The sequence below is a fragment of the Alcaligenes sp. YSL9 genome, from assembly GCF_030515105.1.
GTDB lineage: Bacteria > Pseudomonadota > Gammaproteobacteria > Burkholderiales > Burkholderiaceae_B > Alcaligenes > Alcaligenes phenolicus.
Map to the genome: position 1 here is coordinate 361242 of NZ_JALXJU010000002.1, position 17920 is coordinate 379161.

Here is a 17920-nt window from a genome sequence, read left to right on the forward strand (position 1 = left end):
CTATGCGACTGTCCATTTCCAATATCGCCTGGCAGCCTGAAGAAGATCAGCGTATCGCCACATTGCTTGAACAGCATCAGATTGACGCCATCGATATTGCGCCGGGCAAATACTTCTCATCCCCTGAGCTGGCGACCAAAGCCGAAATCATGGCAGTGAAACAGTGGTGGCATGAACGTGGTATCAGCATCATCGGCATGCAGTCCTTGTTGTTTGGCACCACTGGCCTGAATGTCTTTGGCGATAAAGCATCTCGCTCAGGGCTGCTTACCCGCCTCCAGGCCATTTTTCGGATTGCAGGCATACTGGGCGCAACACGTCTGGTCTTTGGTTCCCCCCGCAACCGGGATCGTCATAGTCTAAGCGACCAAGAGGCCACAGACAGCGCAATCCAGTTTTTCCAGCAAGCAGCCAACTACGCCGCCGATGAGGGCGTTCTGCTATGCCTGGAGCCTAATCCAGTCTGCTATGGTGCCAACTTCATGACTAACAGTCAGGAAACAGCCTTAGTGGTCAAAGCCGTCAACCACCCGGCTTTACGCATGCAACTGGACACAGGGGCTATTACCATCAACCAGGAGGATGTAGCCCAGGTGCTGAACTCTTACGCAGCGCTGATCGGCCATGTCCATGCAAGCGAACCACAATTGGTGCCATTAGGCGATAACGGAACAGACCATGGGAAAATGGCATCAGCCCTGGCCCAATCCCTGCCCAAAGCCATCGTCACCATAGAAATGTTGGCTACCGAAACAGAACCTGCCTTGCAAAGCATTTCACGAGCCTTGCACGTTGCCATTCAGGCTTATCGCAACCCCGCACTTGAGCAGCCGCTATGAAATGGCTGATTCTTTTCTTGGGTATTGCAGCGAACGCCAGCGCCAGTGTGCTCGTCAAATTGGCCATGATGCCCCCCCGCCGCTTTCCATCGCTCTCCGACCCCATGGCCGCCTTGAGCAACTGGCCATTTTGGCTAGGACTAGTTCTCTATGGAATAGCTTTTCTGCTTTATGCCGCCGCCCTGACAAGACTACCCCTGAATGTTGCGCACCCCATTTTGACCTCTGGGGCCATTGCGAGCGTTGCAATCATGTCTCACCTGCTCTTTCGTGAAGCATTCCCCACCACCACACTCATCGGCATCGTATTGGTCATTGTCGGTGTTATTTTCATCACTTTCCGAAGCACATGAGCCCCATTTCACCCGCGCCCGCAAACTGGCAAGTACCTGCTTACGAATGTACCTTCTGGCAAGGAAAACGACATGACTATTGCGTCGTTATCCCCGTAATCAATGAAGGGGCTCGCATACATAGCCTTCTGCAACGCATGGCAGATGCTCAAATCGAAAAGCACGCTGACATCATTCTTATTGATGGGGGCAGTACTGACGGCTCACTGGAACCCATGCTATTACAGCAACTGGGAGTGCGCGGCCTGCTTGTCAAAACGGGTAGCGGAAAACTGAGTGCTCAATTGCGTTGCGCCTATGCCTTTTGTCTGACAAGCGGCTATGAAGGAATCATCACCATTGACGGGAACGACAAGGACGACCCGCAAGCCATCCCCGAATTTATTCAATCCTTAAAACAAGGAACCGATTTCGTTCAGGCCTCTCGCTACATTGCGGGTGGGTTTGCAAAAAACACGCCTCTGTCTCGCGATTTGGCGATACGTCTAATCCATGCGCCCATGTTGAGCCTGTTTTCTGGATTCCGCTGGACCGACACCACGCAAGGCTTTCGAGCCTATAGCCGACGTATCTTGCTAGACCCTCGTGTCGCTCCTTTCCGCGATATTTTTGCTAATTACGAACTACTGGCCTACCTGTCCTATCGGATACCCAAGCTTGGCTATACCTGTGTTGAATTACCCACCAGCCGACTTTACCCCAAAGGACAGGTCCCAACGAAAATCAGCAGCGTACGCGGAAACCTGGGACTCCTGACCGTTTTGATACAGGCATGTCTAGGTCGCTATAACCCGGATAAGACGGAGCCATAAAAAAATACCCCAAGCACCAAAATGAGCTTGGCACTTGGGGTGCTGTTCCTTGCCAGTCGGCGAGAAAAGACTGAGACGAGCTTATTCCAGCTTGATGTTGCCTTTCTTGACCACGTCGTGGGCCCAGTCGTACTGCTCCTTGATTTCCTTGGCGAACTCTTCAGGCGAGTTACCCGACGGTGTTGCCCCCTGCTTTTCCAGAGCCGAAATAATTTCGGGTTTCTTCAAGGCTTCCGCAGCAGCGGCATGCAGCTTGGCAACGATTTCAGGCGGCGTACCCTTGGGAGCCAGCAGACCATACCAGGCCGGGCTGTTCAGCTGCGGGTAGCCTTCTTCGGCCAAGGTCGGCACATCTTTCAGAGCAGGCAGGCGCTCGGGCCAGGCAATAGCCAGTGCGCGCAAGTTGCCAGCCTGAATCTGGGCCATGGACGAAGGCAGGTTATCAAACATGGCATTGATCTGGCCACCGACCGCATCCGTTACAGCCGGGCCGGCACCACGGTAAGGAACGTGCACGATGTCGGTGCCAGTTTCCAGCTTGAAGGCTTCGCCAAACAAGTGCAGCACCGAGCAAGTGCCCGAGCTGCCGTAAGAATACTTACCTGGATTGTCTTTCAGTTGCTGCACGAACTCCTTGAAGTTCTGTGCCGGGAATTTGGGGTTGACCTCGATCACGTTGGGCAGGTTGGCAAAGTTGCTGACCGGCACAAAGTCTTTCAAGGGGTCGTAAGGCAAATCATTGGGGCGGCAAGCGGGATTCACTGCCAGAGTCGAGATGGTGGCAATTGACAAGGTATAGCCGTCAGGTTTGGCGCGAGCCGCTTCTGCCGCTCCAATAGCGCCCCCGGCACCACCCTTGTTTTCTACCACCATGGACTGGCCCAGCACTTCGCTCATGCCCTTGGTCACAATGCGCGCCACAATATCGGTGGAGCCGCCTGGCGCAAAAGGAACAATGACGCGAATCGCTTGATTCGGATAATCCGCTTGAGCATGAGCGACATTAGCCGTGCCGATCATGGACAAACTTGCACAAAGGGATAGCAGCGCAAATTTCTTGGGAAACTTCTCTATCATGGGAACATCTCCTCTTTAGTCTTTTTGTAGATCCATCCCCTGGGTAAGGGGAACTAACCAATAATAGCGCAGCTAATCCCCATCAATTGTTAATTCTGAAAGCAGATACCTACAGGGGATATACCTATATCTGCTTCTATTTACCCTCATCATGGCCACAATATTCCCGCTGATTCTGCCCGATTTCCTGTTAATTGCACTGGGGGCTTTACTGCTGCATCGCTTTCATTTCAGCCGGGATTTTTTCCAGGGTGCGGAGAAGCTAGTCTATTACGTCCTGTTTCCAGCCCTGCTGTTTGATTCCATTACCCGCATTCCGCTCAATCTGGGCGATACCTGGCCTTTATTGGTCGCTGCGGCTGTTTTAATTGCCGTAGGCACGGTTCTGGCCTGGCTGGCCCTGCCCATTCTGAAACCCGAACATTTGCAGCACGCGGCCCTGACTCAATGCGCCTTTCGCTTCAATACCTATTTGGGGATGTCTCTGGCCAGTGCGATTGCCGGGCCATCGGGTGTCGCTGTCATGGCTTTGCTGGTGGGCTTTTCTGTTCCCATGGCCAATATGGTGGCAGTGACCGTGCTGGCGCGGGGGCAGCAAGGCCGTATCGCCATCGAGCTGCTTAAAAATCCCCTGATTCTGTCTACTGTTGCTGCACTGGCCTGGAATCTGGCTGGTTTGTCCGTACCAGGCCCGGTTCAATTGGCCTTTAGCCGCTTGGGGGCTTGTGCCCTGGGGATTGGTTTGTTGTGTGTAGGCGCCACCTTGTCCCTGCAAGGCTCGCGGCGTGCCGGGGCCTTGATCGGCTGGATTACGGCCATCAAGCTGCTGGCTTTGCCCTTGGCGGCGCTGGCGATTGCCTGGGTGTTGGATATGAGCACATTGGAGCGCCAGATGTTACTGGTATTTGCTGCCCTGCCTACGGCCTCTTCTGCCCACGTACTGGCTGCCCGCATGGGAGCCGATAGCCGTCTGGTCGCGCTGACCATGTCGATCGGCACTATACTAGCGGGCTTGACCATTCCATTGTGGTTATCCCTCGCTACCTGATCCAAGCCTATGAATCCGCAAGCTTTAACCCTGTCCTTGCCTGACGAGGACGCTACCACCGCCTTGGCCGAGCGCCTTGCCCCGCTGCTAAGCGGTCAGGTTCCCGGTGTGCCTGTGGGTGGCCGAATTCATCTTCATGGTGACCTGGGCGCCGGTAAAACCCACTTTGTTCGGGCCCTGTTACGGGCTTGTGGCGTTACCGGTCGTATCAAAAGTCCTAGCTACGCTTTGCTTGAAAGTTATAAAGTTTCTAGCTTATACTTCTATCATCTTGATTTTTATAGATTTAGCGATCCACGAGAATGGGTCGACGCAGGTTTTCGCGATATTTTGCAAGACAATGCTGTTGTGCTGATCGAATGGCCCGAAAAAGCAGGGGATTTATTGCCCGAGCCCGATCTGGATTTACACCTGGATTATTGCGGTGACGGTCGTTTGGCCACCCTGGATGCACGCAGCGCCAAAGGAACGCTATGGATTACGACACTCGCCCCCAGCCTGCAGAAGTAGCCCCAGCCGGCAAGGCCCGTCGCCGATTCGTCGCCACGGCCACCACCCTGTTCCTGCTTCCCGTCATACCGCGGCTGGCGAACGCCAGCACCATCGTGGCCGTCCGTACCTGGCCGGCAGACGAATACACCCGCGTCACCCTGGAAATGGATAGCGAGCTCAAGGCCGAGCACTTCACACTGGAAAACCCCCATCGCATGGTGGTGGACATCCAGGGCCTGACCATGAACCGCACCATCGAGGAGCTGGTTTCCAAGGTCCGCCCCAATGACCCCTACATTCGCTCCGTGCGCGTGGGCCAGAACCGCCCCGACGTCGTGCGTCTGGTGCTGGATCTGAAACAGGCCGTCGCTCCCCAGATCTTTACCCTTAAGCCCGTTGGCGAATACAAGTACCGTCTGGTGCTGGACTTGTACCCGCGCGTGGCTCAAGACCCGTTGCTGGCTTTGCAAATTCAGGACGATAACGACCCCTTGGCTTCCGTCCTGGAAAGCCTGGCTCAAAACTCGCCTGACGCTCCTGTGCCTACAGTACAGGGGCAGACCTTGCCGCCCGTCGCTCGTACGCCGCCTCCCGTTACAACTCCACCGCGCTCTCCTTCGCCTGCGGCCACGCCTGGTACACCCAATCGTCCTTTGCTAATCGCACTGGACCCTGGCCATGGAGGTGAGGACCCCGGTGCCATCGGCCCCGGTGGTACCCGTGAAAAAGATGTGGTGCTGAACATTGCCCGTCGCTTGAAGCGTCTGATTGATGCGCAACCCAATATGCGTACCTATTTGACGCGCGACTCGGACTTCTTCGTGCCGCTGCAAGTGCGTGTGCAAAAAGCCCGTCGGGTGAAAGCTGACCTGTTCATCAGCATTCACGCTGACGCCTGGATCAAGCCCAGTGCGCGTGGCTCGTCCATCTACGCCCTGTCCCAGAACGGTGCAACCAGCTCGGCGGCCCGTTGGCTGGCCAAGAAAGAGAACGATGCTGACTTGATCGGTGGTCTGAACCTGGGTTCCCACAACCGTCAGGTCGCACAGATTCTGCTGGACCTGTCCACAGCCGCACAGATTAACGACTCGGTGAAAGTGGGCTCGCGCCTGCTGGGCGAGATCGGCAAGATCAACCGCCTGCACAAGCGCAATGTTGAACGCGCTGGTTTTGCTGTGTTGAAAGCACCCGATATTCCATCGATTCTGATCGAAACGGCATTTATCAGTAATCCGGAAGAAGAGCGTCTGCTACGTAGTTCTTCGCATCAGGACAAAATTGCCCAAGCCATTCTGACCGGCATCCGGGGATATTTTGCCGAGTTTCCGGCACTGGCCAGCCGTAGCTAACTATCTGCTTGGTTCGATGAAAAAAGCGCAGCATTTTTGCTGCGCTTTTTTTGTTTCCGTAGAGTCTGAGGCTGTTCGGAAAAGAGAGCATCTTTGGGCAAGAACCTGTTTGAACCTGAATCGGCATGGCCTTTTCTTGAGGGGGAGCCGCTAGTCTGCAGGCGAGTCAGGGTTCTGGCCGCAGGCTCTTGAGCTATCCAGGATACAAGCCCCGTGCTGTTTGAGCGCGACGCTTATAGCTCGTCCGGGGGACGAGCTATCGGGCGAGTTCACGGGGCGCCTGGATAGCTCAAGAGACAAGGGTACCCGTGCGCAGCACGGGCCAGGGCCCCGCCTGCAGACTAGCGGCTCCCCCTCAAGAAAACTGAGGCATTCTTCGCTAAAGGCTGAAACAGAGGCAGCTTTTTCAAAAATACCGAGAGTGCCAATAGTTACCTTGAACACTTGAACACTTGAACACTTGAACACTTGAACCCAGATTTTGCGACGGCTTTTACCCCCTCGCCAACAACAGCGATATCTGACAGGTTCCCGAAATAAAAAAGGACGCCTACTGGCGTCCTTTCCTTAACCTTTAACAAGCAAACAATCCGATCTCAAATCCTACAAAGTCGCATCACCCTTGCTCTTGCGCTTGAAGATCTTCCACAAGGCCCCAGCCACAACAGGCACTGCCGCTGCCGCAATACCAATCAGCACAATGGTGTTCAAATGCGCCTTGATGAAAGGCACATTACCAAAGAAGTAGCCCAGGGTAATCAAGCTGCAAATCCACAGCACCGCGCCGGTAATGTTATACATCTGAAAGCGCATGGCATTCATATGGCCCACCCCGGCCACAAAAGGCGCGAAGGTGCGAAACAGAGGCAAAAAGCGGGAAATGACGATGGTCTTGCCACCATGCTTTTCATAGAAAGCATGGGTTTTGACCAACGCACGACGATCCAGGAATCGGGATTCCTGGGTAAAGACTTTCGGGCCTATATACCGACCCACGTGATAGTTCACGGTATTACCCAGCACGGCTGCCACGATCAGCAGGCCACCCAGCATGACCGGGTCCAGCATGCCCGAAGCGCCAAAGGCTCCAGCAATAAACAACAGGGAATCGCCCGGCAGGAAGGGCAAAACCACAAGCCCGGTCTCGCCAAATATAATCAAGAACAGAACAAGATAAATCCAGGCTCCATACTGCTCGACCCACACACCCAGGTACTGGTCAATATGAAGGATCATGCTGAGTAAATCGGGCATAGTTCCACACCAAAATAACAATCCAGCCAGTCCGATACTGGTCAGACCGACACCATAGAGCAAGCGGTTAAAATAAGCCGCTACCGTTTGAAACCCGTTGAACGTGTAATGTTCAACCCTGAATACACACAAGGCCAGCCGCCCTATGTCATCAAGACGCCGTATTATCCCACTCCCGGACTTGCTTGTAAGCCAAATTGCAGCCGGTGAAGTTATCGAGCGCCCGGCATCTGTCCTGAAGGAATTGCTGGAAAACGCGATTGACGCCGGAGCCAGTGCCATCGAGATTCGCCTGGACGGCGGCGGCATACGCCGCATCTCTGTCAGCGACGATGGCCACGGCATCACCCAGGAAGAATTGCCCCTGGCGCTGCTGCAACATGCCACCAGCAAGATTCGCTCGCTGGAAGAACTGGAGTCCGTGGCCTCCATGGGCTTTCGGGGTGAAGCCCTGCCCTCAATTGCCTCGGTAGCCCGCCTGACGATTAACTCACGCACTCAGGACGACCCGCACGCCTGGGAGTACTCACTGGGTCAAAGCGAACCCCAGCCCGCCTCCGGGCAGATTGGCACGCATGTGGATGTACGTCAGCTATTTGACGAGATCCCCGCCCGTCGCAAGTTTTTGCGCACGGAAGGCACGGAGTACGGCCATTGCGTGACCGCGCTGGAGCGCATCGCCCTGGCACAGCCGCAAATCGCTTTCCGACTGTTTCACAATGACAAGCCCCAACGCCACTGGCGCAGCGGCACACTGGAGCAACGCCTGCTGGATATTTTGGGCAAAGAGTTTATTGAGCAAAGCCTGCCTGTCGCCCAGGAGCAAGGTCTGATCAGCTTGCGTGGTCTGGTGATTCACCCCGCCCATGCTCGCCCCAGTGCAGACAAACAGTTCTTGTTCGTGAATGGCCGTTTTGTGCGTGATCGTACTGTGTCACATGCTATACGCAGTGCTTATGCCGATGTACTGCATGGAGATCGCCAGCCTGCCTATGCCTTGTTTCTGGACATTGCCCCATCCACGCTGGATGTGAACGTACACCCCGCCAAGCACGAGGTTCGCTTCCGTGACAGCGGTGCCGTCTACCGCTTTGTGCTGCAGTCTGTCGGACAAACCTTGGCGCAAGGCAGCATGGCCGGGGAAACGCCAGTTGCCGCCATGCCTTTACCTGAAGGCGCTACCCAGCCTCCTATAACGGGCACCCCCTACCCTTCGGCCACGCCTGGCGCACCCAGCAGCTCCTACACCAGCAGCGAACCCGCCATGCCGTATAGCCATCCGGCCCGTCAAGGTTGGCAATCCAGTTTCAGCCTGCGCGAGCCCTCTGGAGGCGGCAATGTCGACTGGAAAAGCATATATCGCCCGATTGAGCCTGCTCCCAGCAACACGCCAGTCACCAGCTACCAAAGCGAGACAGACAGCACAACGGACGAATTTCCCTTGGGCATGGCCCTGGGGCAGTTGCACGGCATCTATATTCTGTCCGAAACCCGTCAGGGCATGATTCTGGTGGACATGCACGCCGCACATGAACGCGTGGTCTACGAACAATTAAAGCAGGCTCTGGATGGCCGCGAACTGCCCCGTCAGGATCTGCTGGTGCCGGTTGTATTCAGTTGCTCGGAAAGTGATATCGCCTTGCTGGATGAGCATCAGGAAACCCTGGCCGATCTGGGCCTGAGCATGAATCCGGCAGGCCCCACCACCATGGCCGTGCGTGCCGTCCCCGCCCTCCTGGCCCAAGGCGATATCGAATCGCTGGCCCGTGCCGTACTGCGCGATCTGGCCCAGGTAGGCTCGTCACGCCACCTGGATGAGCAACGCAACGAACTGCTCTCCACCATGGCCTGCCACGGCGCCGTACGCGCCAATCGTCGCCTGAGCATCCCCGAGATGAACGCCCTGCTTCGCAAGATGGAACAAACTGACCGGGCCGACCTGTGTAATCACGGCCGCCCCACCTGGTTCCAATGGAAGCTCAGCGAGCTGGACAAACTTTTTATGCGTGGACAATGAACGATTTACCCATTCTGTGCCTGGCTGGCCCGACGGCCAGCGGCAAAAGCGCAAGCACGCATATCCTGGCGCAACACTGGCCGATTGAAGTGATTGTGATGGATTCGGCCACGATTTACCGTGACATGGACATTGGCACCGCCAAACCCAGCGCCGAAGAACAAGCCGCTATCCCCCACCACTTGCTGGATATACGCGACCCGGTAGAGAGTTACTCAGCCGCAGAGTTCGCCACCGACGCGACCCGTCTTATTCAAGAAATCCGGACGCGCGGGCATTACCCTGTGCTGTGTGGCGGCACCATGCTTTATTACAAAGCCTTGCGCGAAGGCTTGAACGATTTACCGCAGGCAGACCCTGCCATTCGCCAGCAACTGGATGAGCGTGCCCAGGAGATTGGCTGGCCCGGCATGCACGAGGAACTGACCCGCATCGACCCGGTGACAGCTGCCCGACTGGCTCCCCGCGACAGCCAGCGCATTCAACGTGCGCTGGAGATTTTCCATATCAGTGGCAAGACCATGAGTGACTGGCTCAAGGACAAAGCCCAGCCGCAAGAAGAGAGCCACCAGTACGTCACCATGAGCCTGGAGCCAGAAGATAGATCCTGGCTGCATAAGCGCATTGCGGCTCGCTATCACGACATGATCGCGCAAGGGCTGCTGCAGGAAGTGGAGAAGCTGTACCAGCGCCCTGATTTACATCCCGGTCTGCCCTCCATTCGCTGTGTGGGCTATCGGCAACTGTGGTCGTATCTGGACGGCGAAGTCAGCCTGGACGTGGCGATCGAACAGGCGATTGCCGCGACTCGCCAGCTAGCCAAACGTCAATTGACCTGGCTACGCTCCGAACCCGAGCGTCTGCAATTCAACTGCCAGAGCCCGCAAGCCGCCGAGCAGATTGTGCAAGCGGCACGCCAGATCTGGCCAGCCTGATACACCAGGCTCGCTCGTAGGAACGGCCCCTTGACGGCCGGATAGTATCCGACTGCCAAGGGGCCGTTCAAAGAGACCGTTTTTTTACCCGAAACGCCTCTTACACCGAAGCGCCGCTCAGCTTGGGCAAAACTTTGGTGCGCATGGCCACGTATTGGAACGCGCCACCCAACAAGGCACCAATCAGCCAGCCGTAACCCGCCATATTCGCCAGCGCAGGCACCCAGACAGTCGCTACCGAGAACACCGCCGCCAGGAAGAAAGCGGCCATTGCACGCTTGTTCCAGCCGTTCTGGAAGTAGTAGGTACCGCTTTCTGCCAGGCTGAACAGATCCGACACCACGACACGCTGTTTGCGGATCAAGTAGAAGTCCACAATCATGATGCCGTACAAGGGAGCCAGCAAAGCGCCCAAGGTATCCACAAAACCCGTAATGCCGATAGCGCTGATCAAGGGCAGCCACAAGGCACCGATAAAGAAAGCAATTACGGCTGTCAGAATGCCGCCCATCTTGGCAGAGATCAGCTCGGGCTTGAGGTTGGCCAAATCAAAGGCCGGTGGAATAAAGTTCGCCACCAGGTTGATACCCACGGTTGCGGCAAAGAAGGTCAAAGCCGCGATCACCGTTAAAGCCAGACTATCGACGCGATCCACAATATCGGTAGGGTTGGTCAAGGTTTCGCCAAACAACACAGCTGTACCGGCGGTAATGAACAAGGCCAGGAAGGAGAACACGGCCAGGCTGACAGGCAAGCCCATGAAGTTACCGATACGCATGCTGCGCTCGTCTTTCACAAAGCGCGAGAAGTCGCCGTAGTTGATCACAACGGCAGCAAAGTACGCCACCATAGTGCCCACCACCGCACCAAAGGCCATCAAGGGTCCGCCTTCGTAAGAGCCTTTACCGGCAAAGATCTCACCCACTTTATCGAGCAAACCACCGCCAGCCTTGTACCAGATCACGGCCAGCAAGGCGAACATCACCAGATACACCAACGGGCCCGCCCAGTTCAGGAAGCGCGTAATCCACTTCATGCCCATCAGGAAAATACCCAGCTGCAGGATGCAAACCACCACGTAAGACACCCAGCCCACCCAATCCAGCCCCAGGAACAAGGCTCCGCCGGGATGATCCAGCAAGGCATTGAACAACAGCGCCAAGGCCGTGGAGGCAAAGTAGGTCTGCACGCCATACCAGAAAATGGCCACAATCCCGCGCACCAGAGCAGGAAACTTGGCGCCCTTCACCCCCATACTGATACGGGCAATCACAGGATAGGGAACGCCATACAGCACGCTGGGTTTACCGCTCAGATTCACCAGCCCCATCACAATAAAACCGGCCAGCAAGATGCCAGCAAATACGGCCCAACCATTCAAACCATAAGAAATGAACAAGGTGGCGGCCAAGGTGTAGCCAAACAGACTTTGAATATCGTTAGACCAGACGTTGAAAATCTCGAACCAGCCCCACAAGCGTTTTTGTCGTGGCAAAGGCGCCAAGTCTTCGTTGTGCAAAGCAGGATGCGGGTCTTTCAAAGATAAATCGCTGTGCTCCATTTTCTTCCCCCTAAGAAATTGCTTCTAACATTTCAGCTGAAATTTCTATGTGCTTGCCGCTACTGTAGGAGCCTTGCTGATCGGGGAACATTATGGAATGTACGAGTAATACCTAAATTCGGATTAGCTCGAAAAACGACATAATCAAATCCATATAATATTTATTTGAAAATCAAATACATCAGATTCGATGCGGTAATACAGGGCAATTCAAAGCAGGATGCAGGAATAAAAAAAGCCAGCTTGATGAGCTGGCTTTTTTACTGACGGAAAGATCAGAGGTGTTTAGACCACTTCAGTCTGTGCCTGACCTTCCTGACGCTCCAGGATTTCGCCCAATTGGTAAACGGTTTCGCCTTGCTCGGACAAAGTGGCGCTGATGGCGTCTGCCTTGTCTGCAGGAACAATGATGATCATGCCGATACCGCAGTTGAACACACGGTACATTTCTTCGTCGGCCACGTTACCGTTGCTTTGCAACCACTGGAACAAGGCAGGCATGGTCCAGGAATCACGCTTCAGACGGGCAGTCAGGTGCTTTTGCAGAATGCGTGGCACGTTTTCCAGCAAGCCGCCGCCCGTGATGTGAGCCAGGCCCTTGATGTCCGCACCGTGGGCAGCCAAGGCAGCCAGCACGGATTTCACGTAGATGCGGGTGGGTTCCATGACCACGTCAGCCAAAGGACGGCCATCGAGCTCGTCGGTAGGCTTGGCGTTGGCGTGCTTGAGAATCTTGCGAATCAGGGAGTAACCGTTGGAGTGGGCACCGCTGGAAGCCAGACCCAGAACCACGTCACCAGGAACAATGGACTTGCCATCGATAATGCGCGATTTTTCTACCGCTCCCACTGCAAAACCGGCCAGGTCGTACTCGCCTTCGGGGTACATGCCGGGCATCTCTGCCGTTTCACCACCGATCAGGGCACAAGCGGACAGTTCACAACCCTTGGCAATGCCGCCAACTACTTGAGCTGCCGTGTCGACCGACAGCTTGCCGCAGGCAAAGTAATCCAGAAAGTACAAGGGTTCTGCGCCCTGGACTAGAATGTCGTTGACACTCATGGCCACCAGGTCTATACCCACAGTGTCGTGGCGCTGCCAGTCAAATGCCAGGCGTAGTTTGGTACCAACACCGTCGGTGCCGGACACCAGAACGGGCTCTTTAAGGTGGGTAGGCACTTCAAACAAAGCGCCAAAGCCTCCGATTCCAGCCATGACGCCTGCACGCATGGTTTTGGCAGCCAGTGGTTTAATACGATCGACCAGGGCATCGCCCGCGTCGATATCCACGCCTGCATCGCGGTAGGTCAAGGAAACAGAAGTAGTGTTTTTCATGGGAAAAGCCGTGGGATATGTGAAAATTGCGAGTTGGACGAAATTGTACGACACATGACCGAGCAACTGATTCTGGATATATCTCCAGCACCGCCTGCCTCTTTGGACAACTTTGTTGCCGGAGCGAATCAGGCTGCGTTGCAGGCTCTGCGTCAATGCAGTCCAGGACGCGCGGTTTACCTGTGGGGACCGCCCGGCGCAGGTCGAACACATCTGCTGCGGGCGATGGCCAGTCAAGACGACAGCCGCTATTTTAGTTCAGATACACCCTCCCAGCCCATCTTTGACATCGCTACCGATGACAAAGCCCCTCCCAGCCTCTTGGCCATCGACGATATCGAACGTTTTGACGAGCACGGACAGGCTGCCGTATTTGCACTGTACAATCGCTGGCGCGAGTCGGCCACCCGGCCAGACGCCTTCACGCTGCTGGTCTCCGGCGACCGGGCTCCCAAAACCATGTCCGTGCGCGAGGACTTGCGCACACGCCTGGGCTGGGACCTGGTATTCAGGCTGGAGTACCTGTCGGACGCCCATCGGGCCGAAGCCATGCAACAGCGAGCCGCTGCCCGCGGTCTGCAACTGCAAGCGGAAGTGCTCAGCTGGATACTGACTCACTACGATCGCGATATGAACCGCTTGAGCGCACTGATCGATGCGCTGGACAATTATTCACTGGTAAAGAAACGCCCCATCACTTTACCCCTGCTCAAAGAACTTCTGGCCAACAGCCAGACCCAATCTTCTAGTTGAGTCATGACTGCTTCTTCTTTTATTGCCCTGTTTGATCTGGACCACACTCTGCTTCCTTTAGATAGCGATTACCAGTGGGCTGACTTCCTGGCCCGTACCGGCCGCGTCGGTGACCCCGCTGAAGCCATTCGTCTGAATGAAGACCTGATGGAACGCTATAACCAGGGATTGCTGACGGCCGAGGAATCGGCCGAATTCATGTTGGGCCTGCTCACCAATGCCAGCCAGGAAGAGTTGCTGGCCTGGCAGGACGAATTCATGCAGGCCGTGATCCTGCCCTCGATCAGCCCCGCTGCACGCGAACTGTTGGCCCAACATCAGGACCAGGGCCATCTGGTGGCGATCGTGACCGCTACCAACGAATTTGTGACACGCCCCATTGCTGCGGCATTGGGCGTAGACCACCTGATCGCCACCACCCCCGAAATGAAAGACGGCCGCTACACCGGCAAGATCAGCGGCGTGCCCAGCTTTCAGGCTGGCAAGATCACCCGTGTAGAACAGTGGCTGCAAACCATGGGCAAAACTTTGGCCGACTTCGAGCGCAGCTGGTTTTACAGCGATTCGCCCAACGATCTGCCCCTGATGGAAGTGGTGACCGACCCCGTGGCAACCAACCCCAGCGACAAGCTGCGTGCCGTGGCCACCGAACGCAATTGGGTCGTCATCGATTTGTTCGCTGACATGATGGACAGCAAATCGTAAAATCAGACGCATGCTCAAGCGAACAATAAAAACATTTGTCGACCGGCTGCTCAAACCAGCCAAAAGCGCGCGTCCCAAAGGGCCGCGCCGCTACACACGAGAAGAACATGGCATAGACCGGCGTCTGGTCTCGCGTCATGCCATCAAAGTGTGCGAGGTCCTGAACCACGAAGGCTATCAAGCCTATGTCGTGGGCGGCGCGGTGCGCGATTTGCTGGTGGGCCTGGAGCCCAAGGACTTTGACGTGGCAACCAACGCCACACCCGAGCAAATCCGCCCCCTGTTCCGTCGTGCCCGCATCATTGGCCGTCGCTTCCGCCTGGTTCACGTGGTGTTTGGCCAGGAAATCATCGAAACCTCGACCTTCCGGGCCGATGATAGCGGCAAGCAAACGGACGAACATGGCCGCATCCTGCGCGACAACGAGTACGGCACCATCGAAGACGATGCCGCACGCCGCGACTTCACACTGAACGCGCTGTACTACGATCCCCTGACTGAAACCGTCATCGACTACCACAACGGGGTAGCCGATCTGAAAGACCGTCAGGTACGCATTATTGGTGATGCGGAAACCCGCTATCGCGAAGATCCGGTGCGCATGCTGCGTGCTGTGCGCTTTGCCTCCAAGCTGGATGCCACCATTGAACCGGCAACGGATGCGCCCATTCGTTCCTTGTCGCGTCTGATCGAGAACGTACCCGAGTCCCGTCTGGCTGACGAAACACTCAAGCTGCTGAACTGCGGCCACGCCATGGATTGCATCCAGCGCCTGCAGGCGCTGGGTCTGCACAGCAAGCTCTTGCCTATGGTCGAGCCGGTTCAACGCCTGCCCGGTGGCTCTGAATTTCTGGACATGGCCCTGGCCCGCACCGACACCCGCGTTCGTGCTGGCAAATCGGTCAGCCCCAGCTTTATCTATGCCTGCCTGCTCTGGAAGCTGGTCAAGCAAGAATGGGAACGACGCAGTGCCCAGGACATGCATCCCCAGCAAGCCTTGCTGGAAGCCGCCGACCTGATCCTGGAAAAACAAAGCCGCATCATGCCGATTCAAAAGCGCTTCCAGTCGGATATGCGCGAAATCTGGTTCATGCAGCCCCGTTTTGAGCGCATCGCCAATCGCGCTATCTGGCGCATGACGGAACAACCTCGTTTCCGTGCCGCTGTGGATTTTTTACAACTACGCGCCGAAGCCAAAGAGGTGGATAGCGTGCAGGCACAGTGGTGGATGGATCTGGCCGATGCCGGTGACGAAGAACGCAGCAATATGATTGCCGTGCGCAAACCTGCTGGCACCGCCGCTACCGGCTCGCGCAGCGGCCAGCGCCGTACCCGCCGCCGTCGCTCCAACGCCAAGCGCAGCAACGCAACGGGTGGAAGCGAATCGTGATTCCAGGCAGCACCACCGTTTTCGTCGCCATGGGCGCAAATCTGGGCGAAGCACGACAAACTCTGGAAACAGCAGCGGCTGAACTGGCCGCCACTGCTGGCATTCAGGACCTGACACTGGCCCACTTCTACAGCACGGCTCCCGTCGATTCCAGTGGCCCGGATTACGTCAATACAGTCGTTCGCTTCACCTGCACCCTGGCTCCCGAGATTTTGCTGGACCGTCTGCAAGCCATCGAGCAAGAGCACGGTCGCACACGCCTGTACCGCAACGCACCCCGTACCCTGGATCTGGACTTGTTGCTTTACGGGCAAGAGCAGATCAATACGGAGCGGCTGATCGTACCCCACCCCCGCATGCACGAACGTGCTTTTGTACTGGTACCGCTGGCTGATCTGGCTCCTGAACTTGAACTGGCTCAAGGCCACATCAGTGAATTACTGGTCAACGTGCAAGATCAGGAAATCAAGCAGCTGAGTTGATATCCGTTGCCAGGCCCTCGTCCGTGGCGGGGCCTGTCGCCAGCCGCCATCCTATTTGCAAGACCTGGGTAATACTGCTGACAATTTCCTCGCGGCGGGCCGCAGAGTCCACACGCAACGCATACGAAGGATGCCAAGCTGCAATTACCCACGTCTGCCCTAAAAGAAACGGCTTGGCCAAATACTGAGCAAGCGGCACTTGGGTTCCCAGCAAAGCAGATAAGGCCGTCGCCCCCAAAGTGACGATGACAGCAGGTTCAAGGCGCGCCAGTTCTTCCTGCAACCAGTGCCCACATGCCTGCACTTCGGCTTGAGAGGGGCTGACATGCAAACGCTGCTTGCCTCGCCCTTTCCATTTGAAATGCTTGACGGCATTACTCAGATACAACGCATTGCGTTCAATACCGGCACGCTGCAAAGCCTGATCCAGAACCTGCCCTGCAGGACCGACAAAGACACGCCCTGCCAAATCCTCGTAATCACCGGGCTGCTCGCCCAGCAACATCATACGCGCTGTTGTCGGGCCTTCTCCCGGCACGGCTTGCGTAGCGTGCTCCCATAGGCCGCAGCGACGACAGGCTTCCAGTACAGACGGTTCACTGCGGTAAGGCTGTGCGCTGTGGGCCTCCACCGCGACTGACTTGCCCGGCATCCGGGCTACCGCACTAAACTGCCCCACTCGCCGGGCGCCATTACGTGCCTCGCTAATCATGGCGGGAATCAAGCTGGCTTCGGGCAGGCCTTTCCAGAATCGCACTGGCATGCTCTGCTGCAGAGCGGTTTCGTTCAGCCGAGCGGGATTGAAAATGCTTTGGTAATAGCGCAGCCACAAGGCCTCCACCTGATCATCGGCCGGGCCAGCCCGTAACGCCTCTATATTGTCGGGGGCATCCTGCAGCTGCAGATTCCGACCATCCCACAGTGCAAGCCCTTGGGGCGTCGCGATACACCACGACGTGCCCCCCATGCGTTTGGAGAAATAGTCCGCAATCCACTCCAGCACATCATGCTCGGGTTCAAACCAGGCCCAGTACTCGGGCTGCATGCCCTTGCCACAATGGCGGAACCGTACATAAGCCATCATGTCGTGTTTTTCCTTACGTACCGCTTTGGCCATCTCGTACAAACGGGCACCATCTTCGTCTGCTACAGACTCCACACTGCGATCACCCTGATGCCAGCGCCACAGGACACGGTAAAGTAAAGCCCAACGCGCTGGCGCACGACACAGGGCCGCATCCTGCAGCAAGGCTGCCAGCCCTTTGGAAATACGCACAGACACACTGGAAACGGGCTGCTGCGCCTGGGGCTCTTGCAAGGAAACAGGCGGGGAAAGCGGCGTATGGAGTGCTTCATACTCCAGCCCGATTTGCTGCCCTTGCCGCCCCGAAGCCGGGCTTGCTTCTGCCCAACAAAGCTCCTCCGGCGACCAGCCCTCGGCCAACGCGCGTAATGCCTGCTCGCGCCAGGCCAGATAACCGCCGTTCACCGTTAGAGTCATCATGACTGTTGGCTCCT

Annotated in this window: 18 protein-coding genes; 13 read left to right on the forward strand and 5 right to left on the reverse strand. The window is 56.4% G+C overall.

The annotated features are described in order from the left end of the window. Positions 1–2 precede the first annotated feature (2 nt). Genes M2Q46_RS09790 through M2Q46_RS09800 form a run of 3 tightly spaced genes read left to right on the forward strand, consistent with a single transcriptional unit; the run spans position 3 to position 2004 of the window. Positions 3–839, forward strand: a complete 837-nt coding sequence (locus M2Q46_RS09790) for a sugar phosphate isomerase/epimerase (protein ID WP_115634187.1) — start codon at positions 3–5, stop codon at positions 837–839. Beyond that, complete coding sequence (locus M2Q46_RS09795; protein ID WP_115634188.1) at positions 836–1192, forward strand: multidrug efflux SMR transporter; 357 nt, start codon at positions 836–838, stop codon at positions 1190–1192. The genes M2Q46_RS09790 and M2Q46_RS09795 overlap by 4 nt, the downstream gene beginning before the upstream one ends. Continuing rightward, positions 1189–2004 (forward strand): glycosyltransferase family 2 protein, encoded by an 816-nt coding sequence (locus M2Q46_RS09800; protein WP_115634189.1) that lies wholly within the window; start codon positions 1189–1191, stop codon positions 2002–2004. Before M2Q46_RS09795 ends, M2Q46_RS09800 begins: the two co-directional genes overlap by 4 nt. An 81-nt stretch (positions 2005–2085) precedes the next feature. On the opposite strand, the gene M2Q46_RS09805 is transcribed toward M2Q46_RS09800, so the two are convergent. Continuing rightward, positions 2086–3024, reverse strand: a complete 939-nt coding sequence (locus tag M2Q46_RS09805; RefSeq protein WP_022983479.1) for a tripartite tricarboxylate transporter substrate binding protein BugE — start codon at positions 3022–3024, stop codon at positions 2086–2088. Positions 3025–3232: 208 nt separating this feature from the next. On the opposite strand from M2Q46_RS09805, the gene M2Q46_RS09810 reads away from it, so the two are divergent. Genes M2Q46_RS09810 through M2Q46_RS09820 form a run of 3 tightly spaced genes read left to right on the forward strand, consistent with a single transcriptional unit; the run spans position 3233 to position 5970 of the window. Continuing rightward, positions 3233–4129, forward strand: coding sequence for an AEC family transporter (locus M2Q46_RS09810; RefSeq protein WP_009461286.1), 897 nt, complete (start codon positions 3233–3235; stop codon positions 4127–4129). 9 nt (positions 4130–4138) lie between these two features. Then, the gene (locus M2Q46_RS09815; RefSeq protein WP_009461285.1) at positions 4139–4639 is read left to right on the forward strand and encodes a bifunctional alanine racemase/tRNA (adenosine(37)-N6)-threonylcarbamoyltransferase complex ATPase subunit type 1 TsaE; all 501 of its coding nucleotides are present in this window, start codon (positions 4139–4141) and stop codon (positions 4637–4639) included. After that, entirely contained in the window at positions 4603–5970 is a 1368-nt protein-coding gene (locus M2Q46_RS09820; RefSeq protein ID WP_009461284.1) for an N-acetylmuramoyl-L-alanine amidase, read from the forward strand. Before M2Q46_RS09815 ends, M2Q46_RS09820 begins: the two co-directional genes overlap by 37 nt. A 603-nt stretch (positions 5971–6573) precedes the next feature. Here the strand turns inward: M2Q46_RS09820 and M2Q46_RS09825 are convergent. Further along, the gene (locus M2Q46_RS09825; protein WP_026485215.1) at positions 6574–7224 is read right to left on the reverse strand and encodes a VTT domain-containing protein; all 651 of its coding nucleotides are present in this window, start codon (positions 7222–7224) and stop codon (positions 6574–6576) included. 145 nt (positions 7225–7369) lie between these two features. Between M2Q46_RS09825 and mutL the strand changes: the two genes are divergently transcribed. Both mutL and miaA read left to right on the forward strand, forming a co-directional pair. Continuing rightward, entirely contained in the window at positions 7370–9241 is a 1872-nt protein-coding gene (gene mutL, locus M2Q46_RS09830; protein WP_115634190.1) for a DNA mismatch repair endonuclease MutL, read from the forward strand. Continuing rightward, positions 9238–10176, forward strand: a complete 939-nt coding sequence (miaA, locus tag M2Q46_RS09835) for a tRNA (adenosine(37)-N6)-dimethylallyltransferase MiaA (RefSeq protein WP_115634191.1) — start codon at positions 9238–9240, stop codon at positions 10174–10176. The genes mutL and miaA overlap by 4 nt, the downstream gene beginning before the upstream one ends. Positions 10177–10276: 100 nt before the next feature. Here the strand turns inward: miaA and M2Q46_RS09840 are convergent, their stop codons facing one another. Next, positions 10277–11737, reverse strand: a complete 1461-nt coding sequence (locus M2Q46_RS09840; protein ID WP_137431383.1) for an NCS1 family nucleobase:cation symporter-1 — start codon at positions 11735–11737, stop codon at positions 10277–10279. Between the two features lie 165 nt (positions 11738–11902). On the opposite strand from M2Q46_RS09840, the gene M2Q46_RS18765 reads away from it, so the two are divergent. After that, positions 11903–12004, forward strand: coding sequence for a hypothetical protein (locus M2Q46_RS18765; protein ID WP_170978596.1), 102 nt, complete (start codon positions 11903–11905; stop codon positions 12002–12004). Positions 12005–12022: 18 nt separating this feature from the next. Here M2Q46_RS18765 and purM read toward each other — a convergent pair whose 3' ends face one another. Continuing rightward, a complete protein-coding gene (purM, locus tag M2Q46_RS09845; RefSeq protein WP_022983476.1) occupies positions 12023–13072 on the reverse strand; it encodes a phosphoribosylformylglycinamidine cyclo-ligase in 1050 nt (349 codons plus the stop codon). A 54-nt stretch (positions 13073–13126) separates the two neighbouring features. Here purM and hda point away from each other — a divergent pair, with 54 nt between their 5' ends. The 4 genes from hda to folK are packed head-to-tail and all read left to right on the forward strand — an operon-like array spanning position 13127 to position 16402. Then, the gene (gene hda, locus M2Q46_RS09850) at positions 13127–13825 is read left to right on the forward strand and encodes a DnaA regulatory inactivator Hda (protein ID WP_022983475.1); all 699 of its coding nucleotides are present in this window, start codon (positions 13127–13129) and stop codon (positions 13823–13825) included. Between the two features lie 3 nt (positions 13826–13828). After that, positions 13829–14530 carry an HAD family phosphatase gene (locus M2Q46_RS09855; protein WP_009461280.1) on the forward strand — a complete coding sequence of 234 codons (702 nt, stop codon included), beginning with the start codon at positions 13829–13831 and terminating at the stop codon, positions 14528–14530. A 10-nt stretch (positions 14531–14540) separates the two neighbouring features. Continuing rightward, positions 14541–15920 carry a polynucleotide adenylyltransferase PcnB gene (pcnB, locus tag M2Q46_RS09860; RefSeq protein WP_009461279.1) on the forward strand — a complete coding sequence of 460 codons (1380 nt, stop codon included), beginning with the start codon at positions 14541–14543 and terminating at the stop codon, positions 15918–15920. 29 nt (positions 15921–15949) lie between these two features. Further along, positions 15950–16402: a 2-amino-4-hydroxy-6-hydroxymethyldihydropteridine diphosphokinase gene (gene folK, locus M2Q46_RS09865; protein WP_302357362.1), complete on the forward strand. Its 453-nt coding sequence runs from the start codon at positions 15950–15952 to the stop codon at positions 16400–16402. Here the strand turns inward: folK and M2Q46_RS09870 are convergent. Beyond that, positions 16386–17906 carry a UdgX family uracil-DNA binding protein gene (locus M2Q46_RS09870; RefSeq protein WP_302357156.1) on the reverse strand — a complete coding sequence of 507 codons (1521 nt, stop codon included), beginning with the start codon at positions 17904–17906 and terminating at the stop codon, positions 16386–16388. The two genes, folK and M2Q46_RS09870, sit on opposite strands and share 17 nt — an antisense overlap. Positions 17907–17920: the final 14 nt, after the last annotated feature.